Genomic DNA, 13,662 nt, shown 5'->3' with positions numbered 1-13,662 from the left:
CGTAGGTACCTTCCGGCTGGAGCCAGACCCCGGGGAAAGGGATCGAGCATGTTGCGAAAGCGGAGCCGCGGGGAGCGCGGAGCGGTGGCCGTCGAGGCCGCCCTGGTGACTCCCGTGCTCTTCCTGCTGGTTCTCGGGATCATCGAGATGTCGCTGTTCATGCGCGACGTCATCAGCACCACCAGCTCGGTGCGCGTCGGCGGCCGAGTGGCCTCGGTCAGCGCCGGTGCCGGGCCGGGCGTCTGTGAGGCCAGCGCCGAACCGCCTCCGTGCAGCCCGGCGAACACTCCCGCACTCGCGCAGGCGGCCGCCGATGCCATCCAGCGCGCTGGTGCCGCGATGCCGAAGGACCAGATCGAATACATCTTGGTCTACGACGCCAACACTGCGGGCTACCCCCTTCCTGAGGGCAATACGTCTATGACCTGCTCGACGTCATGCGTGAAGTACACCTGGGACGATGGACTGGACAAGTTCCGGTACGGAGGCGGAACCTGGGTCTCCACCAGCATCAACGCGTGTGTCAACGACGCCGGCCGCGACACCGTCGGTGTCGCCATGGTGGCCACGCACCCGTGGCTCACCGGTCTCTTCGGTGACGGCGTCACCATCAACGAACGCGCCGTCATGAACTTCGAGCCGCTGCCCAACGACCAGTGCCTTCCAGGCGAGCACCTCTGAGCGACCTATGACCATTTACTCCACACCGAATCACTCCACACCGGGCCATCCCACAGCGGGCTGGGCCGTCCGGTTGGTCGATCGCCTGCGCCATCGGGCCAACGAGGCGGGATACGCCGCCATCTTGATGGCGCTCCTTACCGCGGCCGTCCTGTTTCCGATCTCTGCGCTCGCCGTCGACGTCTCCAGAATGTACGTCGAGGGGGAACGCCTGCAGGCGGCTGCGGATGCCGCGGCGATGGCGGGAGTGACCTACCTCCCCGATGACTTCGACGCCGCAGAGGCGGAGGCACTCAGAGTGTCGGCCACCAATGGCTTCCCGAACGGCGGGCACGCCTTCGGTCGCGATAGCGGCGGGACCGTGACGGTCTTGGTCCAACAAGGCGCGAAGCCCACCCAGCTGCAGGTCACCGTCAGCAGCCAGATCCACAACGAGATCGCGACCATGTGGGGGGACGACACCGCCACCATCACGCGGACTGCTGTCGCCGACTACAACGGGCCAGCCCCGATGGGGAGCCCGTGCAACACCTTCGGGAACGAGCCAGCGGGTTCATCCAGCGACAGCAGCAAGGGTCCCGCCGGGAGCGTGCTCTCCGTCCCCGAGGGCGGCGCAGTCTGCTCGACGAACCCACAGATGTGGGCTGCCATCGCGGGCCCGAACACCGCGAAGGGCAACGGGGACCAGTACATGACGCGCAAGTGCGGCAGCAGTTCGGACAGCGGCTGCACGGGAACCACGAATGACGAGTTCGATCCGCAGGGCTACTTCTTCACCGTCAGCGTCCGGGCAGCGGCCGTCGGTAGCCCGATCACCATCCAGCTCTACGATCCCGCCTGGGTCGAGAACGGCGACACCTGCGGGTCAGCGCCGACCGTCGCAACCGGGGCGAGCCTGGTCAACAGCATGAACAACTACACCACGACCGATGGCATCACCCGCTACGCGATGGCTGCGAACAACTTCTGCACTGGAGACGTGAGCAACGGCGCGGCCCTCCCGGCGACATCCTTCGCGCTGTTGAACCCGACCGACACCTACGACCCGAAGAGGTCGACGGTCTACTCCTCCGGCTGCATCAAGCAGTACCCGGGCTACGCCAAGGACAAGGTCACCACCGCCACCTTGACGAAAGGCAACACGAAGTACGACGACAATCTGGCGCGCGTCTATCACCAGTGGGTGACGATGTGCACCTTCACCCCCACCACCGTGGGCGACTACTACCTGCAGGTACGCACCAACGTCGCGCTGGGCGGCAGCTCTGACGGCGATGGTGGCTACGTCGGAAACACCAAGGTGCACTCGCAGACCGACGACGACACCTCGGTCGGAGGCAACGGCAACAACCGTTTCTCGATCCGGCTCAAGGGCGCTCCGACGGCTTCGGTGTCGGTCGCCGGCTGGCAGCACATGTCGATCTACGCCAACTACAGTGGCGCGTCGTCCACCTTCAACCTGGTCCGGGTGATCCCGGCTGCAGCGACGAAAACCCTGGTGATCGGCTTCTTCGACGTCGGTGACGCGAGCGGCTCCGGCACCATCCGCGTGCTGCCCCCAAGCGACTCCAACCTCACCGCCCTCCCTGATTGCGTCGGCAGCGGCGTGGTCAACGGGACACTGACGAACTGTCAGCTCAGCGGCGTCAGTTCAAGCTCTGGTTGGAACGCCAAGTCGCAGTACATCCGCATCCCCATTCCTGCGACCTACACCTGCCAGAGCTCCAAGCCCGGTGGCTGTTGGTTCAGGCTCCAGGTGTCCTTCCCCAGCTCGGTCAACGACACCACGACGTGGACCGCCCAGATCACCGGGGACCCGATCCGCTTGATCGAGTAGCGCGAGGAGGGCCTCAGGACTTGGGCAGTTCGATGTCGGCCCGGCTGAGCTCCTCGACGTTGACGTCCTTGAAGGTCAGCACCTTGACGTTCTTGGCGAACCGGGCAGGGCGATACATGTCCCAGACCCAAGCGTCGGTCATCGACACCTCGAAGAAGACGTCACCGGCCTCGGTCCGCGCCTTCACGTCCACCTGGTTGCACAGGTAGAAGCGGCGGTCGGTCTCGACGACGTACTTGAAGATCGAGACGACGTCGCGATACTCCCGATAAAGGGTCAACTCCATCTCGGTCTCGTACTTCTCGAGATCCTCCGCGCTCATCGCCCCTCCTCGTGACCCGGCTCGCCACACGCCGAGACGTTGACGACATTGTGCACGCTGTCCGCGGGCTCGAGGTCTGCGACACCGGGCAGTGGCGAGAGATCATTCTCCAGCCCCATGCCGCCGAGCCCCGGCAGGCGCCAGGAGACCCGATGGTGCGGGGTGGGTCCGTAGAGCGACAGCGCGGCGATGTGCTCGGGCGCGGAGTAGCCCTTGTTCTCCGCCCAGCCATACTCCGGATGCTCGTCGGCGAGGCCGATCATGATCTCGTCGCGTGCCGTCTTGGCCAGGATGCTCGCGGCGGCCACGGCGGCGCAGCGCAGGTCCGCCTTGATCATGGTGACGACCGGCGGGATCCGATCGAGCAGGCCCTCCGGCCCGAACAGACCCTCCTGCTTAGGGGGCGAGAGATAGTCGTGGTTGCCGTCGAGGAGCACCGAGTCCGGCTCGACCGACAGGTGGGCGAGCGCGCGATGCCCGGCGAGCCGCATCGCGGGGATGATCCCGAACTCGTCGATCTCGGTCGAGCTCGCATGGCCGACGCCGTACGACGTCGCCCAGCGTCGGATCTTGGGAGCCAGCCGCCGGCGCGCCTCGGGAGTGAGCAACTTGCTGTCGCGGACCCCCTTCGGAGCGGTCCGGGTCGTCTCGGTGACCAACACCATCCCCACCGTGACCGGGCCGCAGAGGGCTCCTCGGCCGACCTCGTCGGTGCCGGCGAGCGCGGACAGGCCCGCTCGCAGCATCCGCCGCTCGACGCGCAGCGACGGGGCCGCCGACACGTTCACGAGCCGGTCGGGACGTCCGCGAACGAGTCGGGACGCGTCAGCCATCGGAAGTTGTCGGCCGGCCAGAGCACGACGAACACCTTGCCGACCACGAGATCGACCGGGACATATTCATGCCCTTCGACGCAGTCGGTCTCCTTGGGTCTGCACATATGTGCCGAGGAGTCGGCCGAATTGCCCCGATTGTCGCCCATCACGAAGATCTTGCCGGCGGGAATCGGGCCGGCCGTCCAGTTGCAGCCGGGGATCATCGGGCCGTTGCAGGCCGTCGTTGGGTCCTTCTTGACGTAGGGCTCGTCGACGGGCTGGCCGTTGACCTCGATCCGGCCCTGTTTGTCGCAACAGTGGATGGTGTCCCCGGCAACTCCGATGACTCGTTTCACCAGGTGGCCGCCCTGGGGATAGAGCCCGATGGCTGCCATCGCCTTGGCGATCGGGTTGGTCGGGCCGGCGTCCTCCGCGGCACTGAGCCAGCCACCTGGGTCCTTGAAGACGACGACATCGCCCCGTTGCGGCGTGCCACCACCCCAGTAGGAGACCTTCTGCACCAGGATCCGGTCGTTCTTGACCAGTCCTGGCTCCATCGACTCCGAGGGGATGTAGAAGGCCTGGACGAAGAACGCCTTGATGAAGATGGCCAGCACCAAGGCGATGCCGAGGAGGAGGATGGTCTCCTGCCACAGCGGCAGCTGTTTGCGAGCCTTGCGCTCCGAGCCGTCGCCCTCGGCGTCAGCGACCTGCGGCCGCTCGTCGGTCGTCACGCGCAGAGCCTAGTCCGACGGGCCTCAGACCTCGCGCCGTTCCTTGATCTTGGCGGCCTTGCCACGCAGGTTGCGCAGGTAGTAGAGCTTCGCGCGACGCACGTCACCACGAGTGACGACCTCGATCTTCTCGAAGATCGGGGAGTGCAGCGGGAAGGTCCGCTCGACGCCCACGCCGAAGGAGACCTTGCGGACGGTGAAGCTGCGGCCGACGCCGGAGCCTTGGACCTTGATGACGACGCCCTGGAACACCTGGACGCGGGAGCGGCTGCCCTCGACGACCTTCACGTGGACCTTGACCGTGTCGCCGGCGCGGAAGTCGGGGACGTCGTCACGCTTGATGTCGGCGCCCAGATCGGCGATGACGTTGTTCATCTCTGCTCCTCACGGATGCCACAGGTCAGCCGCGGTTGGGTGCGGACGTGGTGCTGGTCCAGACCGACTGGCCGACGGCGACCACTCCCCCTGTGGCAGGAGCTGGGCGCGGACTCCCCACCTGTGCTCAGTTGAGGCAGCCCTTCGGCCGACTGGACCGAGGATCAAGTCTGCCACAGCCGACCCGCTCGGACTAATCCTCGAGGAGGCTCATCGGCGACGTTTCGAGAGGTGAGCGGGACCAGACTTGCCTGGGCCCATCCGGTCCAACCGATAGCCCGCCCGTCGGTAGCGACGAAGGTTCGCCGCGCTGTGCTTGCCCGTGAAGAGGGAGTACGACGTTGCCTCCGGAGGCGCCGCCTGCTCGATGTGGGCTAGCAACGCTCTCCCCAGACCGCGTCCCCGCAGATCCGGAGCCACCATGAGCCTGCCGATCTCCCAGGTTTCGCCCTCAAGTCGCCCCCGGACGGAGCCGACTAGACGATCGCCCCGGCGGACCACGAACACCCGCCAACTGCGGATCGACTCTTCGACATCAGCCAACGACTCATGCAGGGCAGGGATCCTGAGATCGTCGTTCACGAGCGCCTCGGTGACCCAGCACGCGAGTTGCAGGGTCAACAGCTCGCCGGCGTCGGCCGGCACGGCTGGGCGGAGCTCTTCGTCCTCGGCCACGACGCTGGGATGGACCAGGTCGGGCCGGCGCTCCGCCGTACGCCGCACTGCCTGCTCCCGACGCCAGGCCCCCACGGCGCCGTGGTCGCCGCTCAGCAGCACCTCAGGGATGTCCAGGCCACGCCACGACGCGGGCTTGGTGTAGACCGGATACTCCAGTAGGCCACCCTCGTGGGACTCCTCCACCAGCGACTCCGGGTTGCCCAACACTCCCGGCAGCAGTCGGGAAACCGCCTCGACGATCGCCAGGGCGGCGACCTCACCTCCGTTGAGGACGTAGTCCCCGAGCGAGACCTCCACCAGTTCCGCCCGCTCGGCGGCGTGGTCGAGCACGCGCTGATCGATGCCTTCGTAGCGTCCACAGGCCACCACCAGGCGCTCCCGGGTCGCCAGGTCGCGCACGATCTGCTGAGTGAGCGGCACCCCGCCGGGTGTCGGCACCACGACGGTGGCACCCTCGATGGCGAGGGCGTCGAAGGCCTCCCCCCAGGGTTCCGGCTTCATCACCATGCCCGCTCCGCCGCCGGCCGGGGTGTCGTCGACGGTGCGGTGCCGGTCGTGGGTCCACTCACGTAGGTCGTGGACCCGGACGTCGAGCAGGCCGGCGGTCCGCGCCTTGCCCACCAACGACAAGGAGAGCGGCGCCAAGTAGTCCGGGAAGATGGTGACGATGTCGATGCGCATCGGCCGCGTCCCTCAGCTCTGGTCCGGGAATGGGCTGACCAGACCGGGGCGATCCGCGATCACCAGCCGCAGCGCACCGAGATCGACCTCGGGCACGAGCGCGGCCACGAACGGCACCAAGGCCTCTCGCCCGTCCAGGGTGCGGATCGTCAGGAGGTCCTGCGCGGCGCCGTGGGTGACGGCGGTGAGCTCACCGAGCAGGGTCCCGGCCTGATCGTAGGCGGACAGTCCGATCAGCTGGTGGTCGTAGAACTCGTCGGGATCGGCGGGAGTGGCATCGGCAGGGATGTCCGCCGACAGCACGATGCCACGCGCGCCCTCGGCCGCGGTGCGGTCCGAGAACTCGGCGAAGGTCGCGAGCAGCACACCCTGGTGTCTGCGGGTGGCGACCACGGTGACCGACTGCAGGGCGCTGACCGATCCCTGTGGCGGCCGGGCCCGCAACACGGTGCCGTCGGCAAAGCGTGCTTCGGGCTCGTCGGTGCGCACGTCGACGGTCACCTCGCCGCGCAGGCCGTGCGGCTTGCCGATCCGCCCGACGACGACCTCGATGGTGTCCACGGCAGCTGGTGTCCAGGCGGGCCGGAGCCTGCCTCAGCGGCGGCGGTCGACGTCGACGAAGTCGATCCGCGCTCCCCCACTGCCCGCCAGGGCAGAAATGACAGTGCGGAACGCCGTGGCCGTCCGACCGTTGCGGCCGATCACCTTGCCGAGATCGTCGGGGTTGACCCGCACCTCCAGGATCGAACCGCGCCGCAGTTGCTTGTCACGCACCGTGACGTCATCGGGGTTGTCCACGATGCCGCGGACCAGGTGCTCGAGCGCGTCGGCCAGCATCCGGCTCAGGCCTCCGTGGAGGCGGCCTCGTCGGCCTCAGCCTTGTCGGCCTCAGCCTCGGCAGCTTCGGTGGCGCCCTCGGGCGTCTCGTCAGCCGGCACCGGCGCGGGGGCCTCCTCAGCGGGCTTCTCGGCAGCGGTCGCCTCCGCGGGCTTCTCAGCTGCAGGCTCCTCGGCCGCGGCCGGAGCCTCCTTCTTGGCCGACCGGCGAGTCACCGCCTCGCCCTTCGGCTCGTTGGCGGCCTCCTTGAGCGCCTCGTTGAAGATGTCCTGCTTGGAGCGCTTCGGCTCCTTCACCTTCAAGGTGCCCTCGGCACCGGGCAGGCCCTTGAACTTCTGCCAGTCACCGGTGATCTTGAGGATCTTCTCCACGGCCTCGGTCGGCTGCGCGCCGACACCGAGCCAGTACTGGGCGCGCTCGGAGGTCACCGCGATGTAGGAGGGGTCCTCCTTCGGGTGATACTTGCCGATCTCTTCGATCACCTTGCCGTCGCGCTTCTTGCGGGCGTCGACGACGACGATGCGATACTGCGGCACCCGGATCTTGCCCAGGCGCTTCAAACGGATCTTGACGGCCACGTCTGTGGTGTCTCCTCGAAAGTCGTGTGGCGGGTGAGGCTCGCGCATCCAGGTGGGGAACACCGGACGTCGGGTCTCGACGGGCTCCGCGACGTCCGGTTGAGAGGGTCCGGGCGCGGCGGGACTCAGCGGCACATTGTGCCAGATCCGACGGAGTCCGCCGAAATCGCGCGGCTCGATCTGGTCCGGCCCGAGAGGCGGCCTCAGTCCGGCAGTCCGATCGCGCGGCGGAAGGCCCCGAGCCCCTCCACCTGCAACTCGTGCTCACCGCGGATGAAGGACTCGGGCGTGAGCACGAGACGGATGTTCTCTGCCATCTCACCGGGCCGGCGTCGGAGCCGGACGATGCCGTTGTCGCGGTAGCCGACCTTGCGGCTGACGGCGATCGACGCCGGGTTGTCGACGAACGCGGCCGAGGTCACCTCCGCAGCGTCGAGGTGGTCGAAGGCGAGCGCGCAGATCACCTGGCGCATCGCCGTGCCGATCCCCCGACCCTGACGCGACCGGCCGATCCAGGAGCCGGTCTCGCCCGTCCTGGTGACCAGGAATTCCCGCGTCGAGAAGCCCTGGGTGCCGACCAGCTCCCCGTCGTGCCAGACCCCGAGATGGAGGTCCCACGCCGCGGGCGAGAAGTCCGCGCGGCTGCGCCAGTGGTATTGCGCCAGGTTGCGCGGCAACTCCTCGATGGGTACGTCGGTCCAGGGGACGTAGAACGGCATCTCCTCGGGCGCGTGGATGCCCGCAACCGCTAGGTCGGCCAACGCCGCCAGATCCTCGTCACAGAGGCCACGCAGCTCCAACGGGCCCGCCGTGATCCTCAGGCCCAACACGGGCAGCAGGTCGTCGATCGCAGTCATGACGCGATTCTGGCCCAGGCCCTCCCGGCCACGCCCCTGAATATCAGCAGGCGGGGCAGCAGCAGGGCGACGTACTCCGGCCACAACCAGTGGCACCGAACGCGCGTCCTACAGGCAGCACCAGCCTCAGGAGGACCGATGCGATCGACCGCCGCAAGCACCGCAGCGCCCCGTCCCGCACGCGCGAGAGCCGTCACCGTCGACGAGGCCGTAGCCGCGGGGCTGCGGCTGCCCCGACCCTCCGGCCGGCCAAAACTGAGCAGTCGGCTGCCCTGGCTCTATCCCTGGGCCGTGCGCTGGCACCGGGCTCGACACCGCTGGGAGTGGTGGACCTCAGACTGGACCTGGTGCACGACCCGGGCCGCGGACGACCTCCCGGTGCGGGTGCGGACCCATTCTTCTCCGCTGCTGCGCGAGCTTCCGGAGCCCGAGATGCGCCTCCAGCACGGGAAGGTCACCAATCTCCGGTTGGCGGCGGCCCGCATCGACGGCCTGATGATCCCGCCGGGCGAGACGTTCTCGTTCAACCGGGTGGTCGGCAACTGCACCCGGCGCAAGGGATATGTCGAGGGCATGCGGCTCTCCGACGGCGCTGCCCAGCCGGGCATCGGGGGTGGCATCTGCCAGTTGGCCAACCTGCTGCACTGGATGTTCCTACACACCGAGCTGACCGTGGTGGAGCGGTCCGAGCACAGTTTCGACCCGTTCCCCGACAACGGTCGGGTGTTGCCGTGGGGTGTCGGCTGCTCGATCGCCTACAACTACGTCGACCTGGTCGTGCGCAACGACACCGAGTCCACCTTCCAGCTGCGGACCTGGGTGGCCGACGGACGGCTGCGCGGGCTCCTCCTCGCCGACCGCGGGCAGACCGTCAGCTACCACGTGGAGGCCCGTGGAGAGCGCTTCTTCCGGCTCGACGGCGCGGTCTACCGGGTCAACCAGATCTGGCGCGAGATCATCGACCGACGCACCGGCGATCGGATCGGCGACGAGTTGGTCAAGCGCAACTGCGCCTTGGTGAAGTACCACCCGCCGGAAGAGTTGATCACCGACGTCATGAGCTGACCTCACCGCGACCGACCACGGCTCGACCGACGCCCGCGCCCGTCAGGGCCTCAGGCTGCGTTGAGGAGCGTCGGCTCGAGCCCGCTCGACACCTCCGCCGCCCGAGCCAGACCGAGGGGATGTGCGACGGAGTTGTCCTGGGCGCGAGCGGCCTGGGCACGAGCGGCCTGGGCACGTCGGATACGCAGCGTGGTGATGGCGGAGTAGACGGCGACCGCCGACCAGAGCAGGTTCGAAGCTGCGCTCGGCCACGCGCCGTACACCGCGCTCGCACAGCCGCCGAGACCGCCGGCGATGCCGTTCAGCGCGGAGTAGCGGAGCGAGGTGGCGCGCAACTGCCCTCGGCTCAGCAAGACGTAGGCACTGATGGATCCGATCGTTCCGATCCATCCCATGACAGCCGCAATCATTCCGTGTTCCTCGATGTCCTCATACTCGGCCGACCTTCGGCCCGACAAGGAAATCGTGCCTCCTGTCAGAGGTTAGCGCAATTGCACTCTTCTTGACACTGGATTTAGCATTGCTTAATGCTCGTGGATCCCCGGAGACTCCGCTTCCTGCTCGCCGTCGCGCGGTACGGCGGGGTGCTTGCAGCCGCAGACGAAATGGGCATCACCAGCTCCGCCGTCTCGCAACAGATCACCAAGCTCGAGCAGGAAACCGGCCGGGCACTCCTGCGCCGGACCCCCTCAGGCAGCGTGCTCACCCCCGCCGGGCTGGCGCTCGCCGAAGCAGCCGAGGAGGTCGAGCGCACCCTGGCCGTCGCCAGGTCACGGCTCGAGCACGAGGACGCCGCCGTCAGCGGGACGGTCCGGATCGGCGGCTTCCAGTCGTTCCTCTCGACCGTGCTCTCGCCGGCGCTGCCGGACTGGCACGACCGCTACCCGGCCCTCGCCTTCGAGACCGTCGAGGCCGACGACACCACCCTCGCCAGGGCGCTCCGCGGTGGTGGCCTCGACGCGCTGGCCGTCGAGCTCGACGCGGGTCAGAGCTACACGCCGCCGCGAGGCACCACCGACGTGCCTCTCCTGGACGAACCGTGGAAGCTGATCCTCCCCTCCGGCGCCTTGCTCAACTCCGACGTCGTCGACCTGAGCCGCCTCGGACTGCCCTGGTTGAGCCTCGATCCCACGGCCGCCAGCGCATCGGCGATCCGCCGGGTCCGCCGTGAGCTGGGCGGAGAGGAGTCGTCGAGGCACACCTACCTCAGCCATCAGAACGCGCTCGCGCTGGTCGCCGCAGGGCAGGGCATGACCCTCATCCCCGCGCTCGCCCTCGAGTCAGTGCCCACGCATGGCGTCGACATCATGGACGTCCCCGGGCTCGGCATGCGCCGCGTGGTGCTGCGCCACCTCACTCGCAGCCGTGCCGCCAGCCCCACCCTGGAGACCGCCATCGGCTTGATCCGTGAAGCTGCTGCCACGTTCTCCTACGAGTCCACCGGGCCCTAGACGAGTCCGAGTCACGCCACCACGTTGCCGCGCAGCACGATGCGGGCCGGCTGACGGAGCACTGACAGATCCGCGCGAGGGTCGCTCTCGAAGACCACGAAGTCCGCGGGCGCACCCTCCGCGAGGGTGGCGTTCCAGCCCAGCCACTCACGGGCGCGCCACGACGCCGCGCCCAGCGCATAGTCGGCAGGCATCCCCAGGTCAGCCATTGCCATCACCTCACCGGCGAGGTTGCCGTGCCGGGAGATGCCACCACCGTCGGACCCGGCGTAGAGCGGGACACCGGCCTCGTAGGCGGCCATGATCGTGGCCGGCTGACGGGCATACAGGTCGGCCATGTGGGCGGCGTACTCCGGGAACTTCTCCGCGCCGGCGGCGGCGTACTCCGGGAACTTGGCGATCTGCATGACGGTCGGCACCAGCGCCACCTGCCGGTCCGCCATCAGGTCGATCAATTCCTCCGACAGTCCGGTGCCGTGCTCGATGCAGTCGATGCCCGCGGTCAACAGGCCCGGCAGCTCGGCCTCACCGAAGCAGTGCGCCGTGACCCGGGCGCCGTGCTCGTGGGCCGCCGCGATCGCGGCCGCGAAGGCCTCGTCTGGGAACGACGGCGCCAGGTCGCCCGCATCGCGCGAGATCCAGTCACCCACCAACTTCACCCAGCCGTCGCCGCGCGCCGCCTCCTGGGCGACGTACGCCGGCAGCTCGTCCGGCTCGACCTCGTGGGCATAGTTGCGGATGTAGCGCCGCGTGCGGGCGATGTGGCGCCCGGCCCTGATCAACCGGGGAAGGTCCGCGCGATCGTGGATCCAGGCGGTGTCGGCCGCCGAACCGGCGTCGCGAATCAGCAGCGCTCCCCCGTCCCGGTCGAGGATGGCCTGCCGCTCGGACTCAGCGTCGTCGACCGCCCCATGGTCGTCGAGGCCGATATGGCAGTGCGCGTCGACCAGTCCGGGGACGATCCATCCGCTGGCGGTCACTGCCGCACCGGCCTGCCGCTCATAGGTGACCCGACCGTCGACGACACACAGATCCGCGGGCTCGCCACTCGGCAGCAACGGTCCGGTGAACCTCAACGCGCCCATGACAGGACCGTATCGGTCGCTACTTCAGATACTTCGAGAAGTCTGTCGGGAGATCCAGAGCGGCGGCGGCCTTCTCGTAGTCGACCGGCTCGCCGTCGGGGCTGCCGAACGGGTTGGCGGCGGCCGGCTTGGCGGCCTTCGCGGGCGCCGACTTGGCGGGGTTGCCGGAGACCCGCCGACCCTTGGCGGGCTTGGCCTTCTTGCGGCGACCCGCGGCGGCCGCCACCCCGGGCATGCCGGGAAGGCCGGGCATACCGCCGCCGCGGGCGAAGGACATCATCATCTTGCGGGCCTCGAAGAAGCGGTCGACCAACTGGTTGACGTCGGACACCTGCCGCCCGGAGCCGCGGGCGATCCGGGCCCGGCGCGAGCCGTCGATGATCTTCGGGTTGGTTCGCTCGGCCGGGGTCATCGAGCAGATGATCGCCTCGATCCGGTCGATCTCCCGCTCGTCGAAGTTCTCCAGCTGGCTGCGGAACTGCCCCATCCCCGGCAGCATGCCCATGATCTTCTGCATCGAGCCGAGCTTGCGGACCTGCTGCATCTGCTCGAGGAAGTCGTCGAGGGTGAAGTCGCCGCCCTTGCCGGTCAGCTTCTCCGCGGCCTTGAGCGCCTGCTCGGCGTCGAAGGTCTTCTCCGCCTGCTCGATGAGGGTGAGCACATCGCCCATGTCGAGGATGCGTGAGGCCATCCGGTCGGGGTGGAACAGGTCGAAGTCGGTCATCTTCTCGCCGTTGGAGGCGAACATGACCGGTCGGCCGGTGATCGAGGCGATCGACAAGGCGGCGCCACCGCGCGCGTCACCGTCGAGCTTGGTGAGCACGACGCCGTCGTAGCCGACCCCGTCGAGGAAGGCCATCGCCGTGTTCACGGCGTCCTGGCCGATCATCGCGTCGACGACGAAGAGGATCTCGTCCGGGGAGACCGCATCGCGGATGTCCGTGGCCTGCTGCATCATCTCGGCGTCGACACCCAACCGGCCGGCGGTGTCGATGACGACGACATCGTGAAGCTTGCGCTTGGCCTCCTCCAGCGCGGCTCGGGACACCGCAACCGGGTCGCCGACCCCGTTGCCGGGCTCGGGCGCGAAGACGGGCACGTCGACCCGCTCTCCGTTCACCTGCAGCTGGTTGACCGCGTTGGGCCGTTGCAGGTCCGCAGCGACCAGCATCGGTGTCCGGCCCTGGTCCTTGAGCCAGAGCGCGAGCTTGGCTGCCAGGGTCGTCTTGCCGGCGCCCTGGAGTCCGGCGAGCATGATGACCGTCGGTCCGCTCTTGGCGAAGCGGAGCCGACGAGTCTCGCCACCCAGGATCGCCACGAGCTCCTCGTTGACGATCTTGACGATCTGCTGGGCGGGGTTCAGCGCCTGGCTGACCTCCTCACCTCTGGCCCGCTCCTTGACGGCGGCGACGAAGTCCTTGACCACCGGCAGGGCGACGTCGGCCTCGAGGAGCGCGATCCGAATCTCGCGAGCGGTCGCGTCAATGTCGGCCTCGGAGAGCCGACCCTTGCCGCGGAGATTCTTGAAGGTCTCGGCAAGGCGGTCAGAGAGCGTGGCGAACAAGTGTGATCCTCGGCGAGTCGGTGGCGCGGCAGTGGCCCAGCCTACCGGGCCGGGGCCGAGAGATTGCGGCGACGGGAGCTTCAGCCAGCGGCAGAAGCCAGC

16 protein-coding genes are annotated in these 13,662 nt (G+C 68.3%); 4 read left to right on the top strand and 12 right to left on the bottom strand.

Annotation, left to right across the window (positions count from 1 at the left end; translation table 11 throughout):
• Positions 1 to 48: 48 nt before the first annotated feature.
• Together QM714_RS01435 and QM714_RS01430 are read left to right on the top strand one after the other, a co-directional pair.
• On the top strand, positions 49 to 681 hold the full coding sequence (locus tag QM714_RS01435) for a TadE/TadG family type IV pilus assembly protein (protein WP_415096901.1): 633 nt from the start codon (positions 49 to 51) through the stop codon (positions 679 to 681).
• A 7-nt stretch (positions 682 to 688) separates the two neighbouring features.
• Positions 689 to 2,518, top strand: a complete 1,830-nt coding sequence (locus tag QM714_RS01430) for a pilus assembly protein TadG-related protein (protein ID WP_415096899.1) — start codon at positions 689 to 691, stop codon at positions 2,516 to 2,518.
• Positions 2,519 to 2,531: 13 nt separating this feature from the next.
• On the opposite strand, the gene QM714_RS01425 is transcribed toward QM714_RS01430, so the two are convergent.
• From QM714_RS01425 to QM714_RS01385, 9 genes are all read right to left on the bottom strand, one after another.
• Positions 2,532 to 2,840 (bottom strand): DUF2469 domain-containing protein, encoded by a 309-nt coding sequence (locus tag QM714_RS01425; protein ID WP_415096897.1) that lies wholly within the window; start codon positions 2,838 to 2,840, stop codon positions 2,532 to 2,534.
• Positions 2,837 to 3,622 (bottom strand): ribonuclease HII, encoded by a 786-nt coding sequence (locus tag QM714_RS01420; RefSeq protein WP_415096895.1) that lies wholly within the window; start codon positions 3,620 to 3,622, stop codon positions 2,837 to 2,839. Before QM714_RS01420 ends, QM714_RS01425 begins: the two co-directional genes overlap by 4 nt.
• A 2-nt stretch (positions 3,623 to 3,624) precedes the next feature.
• Positions 3,625 to 4,389 carry a signal peptidase I gene (lepB, locus tag QM714_RS01415; RefSeq protein ID WP_415096893.1) on the bottom strand — a complete coding sequence of 255 codons (765 nt, stop codon included), beginning with the start codon at positions 4,387 to 4,389 and terminating at the stop codon, positions 3,625 to 3,627.
• A gap of 24 nt (positions 4,390 to 4,413) precedes the next feature.
• On the bottom strand, positions 4,414 to 4,764 hold the full coding sequence (rplS, locus tag QM714_RS01410; protein WP_415096891.1) for a 50S ribosomal protein L19: 351 nt from the start codon (positions 4,762 to 4,764) through the stop codon (positions 4,414 to 4,416).
• 210 nt (positions 4,765 to 4,974) lie between these two features.
• Positions 4,975 to 6,123, bottom strand: a complete 1,149-nt coding sequence (gene trmD, locus QM714_RS01405) for a tRNA (guanosine(37)-N1)-methyltransferase TrmD (protein ID WP_415096889.1) — start codon at positions 6,121 to 6,123, stop codon at positions 4,975 to 4,977.
• Between the two features lie 12 nt (positions 6,124 to 6,135).
• The gene (rimM, locus tag QM714_RS01400) at positions 6,136 to 6,684 is read right to left on the bottom strand and encodes a ribosome maturation factor RimM (protein WP_415096887.1); all 549 of its coding nucleotides are present in this window, start codon (positions 6,682 to 6,684) and stop codon (positions 6,136 to 6,138) included.
• Between the two features lie 33 nt (positions 6,685 to 6,717).
• The gene (locus QM714_RS01395; RefSeq protein ID WP_415096885.1) at positions 6,718 to 6,960 is read right to left on the bottom strand and encodes an RNA-binding protein; all 243 of its coding nucleotides are present in this window, start codon (positions 6,958 to 6,960) and stop codon (positions 6,718 to 6,720) included.
• A gap of 5 nt (positions 6,961 to 6,965) precedes the next feature.
• Positions 6,966 to 7,538: a 30S ribosomal protein S16 gene (gene rpsP / locus QM714_RS01390; RefSeq protein ID WP_415096883.1), complete on the bottom strand. Its 573-nt coding sequence runs from the start codon at positions 7,536 to 7,538 to the stop codon at positions 6,966 to 6,968.
• Positions 7,539 to 7,741: 203 nt separating this feature from the next.
• Positions 7,742 to 8,395: a GNAT family N-acetyltransferase gene (locus QM714_RS01385; protein ID WP_415096881.1), complete on the bottom strand. Its 654-nt coding sequence runs from the start codon at positions 8,393 to 8,395 to the stop codon at positions 7,742 to 7,744.
• A 138-nt stretch (positions 8,396 to 8,533) separates the two neighbouring features.
• Here QM714_RS01385 and QM714_RS01380 point away from each other — a divergent pair, with 138 nt between their 5' ends.
• Positions 8,534 to 9,460: a VanW family protein gene (locus QM714_RS01380; protein WP_415096879.1), complete on the top strand. Its 927-nt coding sequence runs from the start codon at positions 8,534 to 8,536 to the stop codon at positions 9,458 to 9,460.
• 50 nt (positions 9,461 to 9,510) lie between these two features.
• On the opposite strand, the gene QM714_RS01375 is transcribed toward QM714_RS01380, so the two are convergent.
• Positions 9,511 to 9,855, bottom strand: coding sequence for a hypothetical protein (locus QM714_RS01375; RefSeq protein WP_415096877.1), 345 nt, complete (start codon positions 9,853 to 9,855; stop codon positions 9,511 to 9,513).
• Between the two features lie 132 nt (positions 9,856 to 9,987).
• Here QM714_RS01375 and QM714_RS01370 point away from each other — a divergent pair, with 132 nt between their 5' ends.
• Positions 9,988 to 10,911, top strand: a complete 924-nt coding sequence (locus QM714_RS01370) for a LysR family transcriptional regulator (protein WP_415096874.1) — start codon at positions 9,988 to 9,990, stop codon at positions 10,909 to 10,911.
• Between the two features lie 11 nt (positions 10,912 to 10,922).
• Here the strand turns inward: QM714_RS01370 and QM714_RS01365 are convergent, their stop codons facing one another.
• Complete coding sequence (locus QM714_RS01365) at positions 10,923 to 11,996, bottom strand: amidohydrolase family protein (RefSeq protein WP_415096872.1); 1,074 nt, start codon at positions 11,994 to 11,996, stop codon at positions 10,923 to 10,925.
• Between the two features lie 19 nt (positions 11,997 to 12,015).
• Entirely contained in the window at positions 12,016 to 13,560 is a 1,545-nt protein-coding gene (gene ffh / locus QM714_RS01360; protein WP_415096870.1) for a signal recognition particle protein, read from the bottom strand.
• Positions 13,561 to 13,662: the final 102 nt, after the last annotated feature.

The organism is Nocardioides sp. (assembly GCF_047602075.1).
Taxonomy (GTDB): domain Bacteria; phylum Actinomycetota; class Actinomycetes; order Propionibacteriales; family Nocardioidaceae; genus Nocardioides.
The sequence above is the reverse complement of the archived record's forward strand: the minus strand, read 5'-3'. Positions and strand labels throughout refer to the sequence as shown.

Coding starts and splice junctions, on each gene's coding strand:
- QM714_RS01435 (WP_415096901.1), top strand. CDS start 49: ATGTTGCGAAAGCGGAGCCGCGGGGAGCGCGGAGCGGTGGCCGTCGAG.
- QM714_RS01430 (WP_415096899.1), top strand. CDS start 689: ATGACCATTTACTCCACACCGAATCACTCCACACCGGGCCATCCCACA.
- QM714_RS01425 (WP_415096897.1), bottom strand. CDS start 2,840: ATGAGCGCGGAGGATCTCGAGAAGTACGAGACCGAGATGGAGTTGACC.
- rplS (WP_415096891.1), bottom strand. CDS start 4,764: ATGAACAACGTCATCGCCGATCTGGGCGCCGACATCAAGCGTGACGAC.
- trmD (WP_415096889.1), bottom strand. CDS start 6,123: ATGCGCATCGACATCGTCACCATCTTCCCGGACTACTTGGCGCCGCTC.
- QM714_RS01395 (WP_415096885.1), bottom strand. CDS start 6,960: ATGCTGGCCGACGCGCTCGAGCACCTGGTCCGCGGCATCGTGGACAAC.
- QM714_RS01385 (WP_415096881.1), bottom strand. CDS start 8,395: ATGACTGCGATCGACGACCTGCTGCCCGTGTTGGGCCTGAGGATCACG.
- QM714_RS01380 (WP_415096879.1), top strand. CDS start 8,534: ATGCGATCGACCGCCGCAAGCACCGCAGCGCCCCGTCCCGCACGCGCG.
- QM714_RS01375 (WP_415096877.1), bottom strand. CDS start 9,855: ATGGGATGGATCGGAACGATCGGATCCATCAGTGCCTACGTCTTGCTG.
- QM714_RS01370 (WP_415096874.1), top strand. CDS start 9,988: ATGCTCGTGGATCCCCGGAGACTCCGCTTCCTGCTCGCCGTCGCGCGG.
- QM714_RS01365 (WP_415096872.1), bottom strand. CDS start 11,996: ATGGGCGCGTTGAGGTTCACCGGACCGTTGCTGCCGAGTGGCGAGCCC.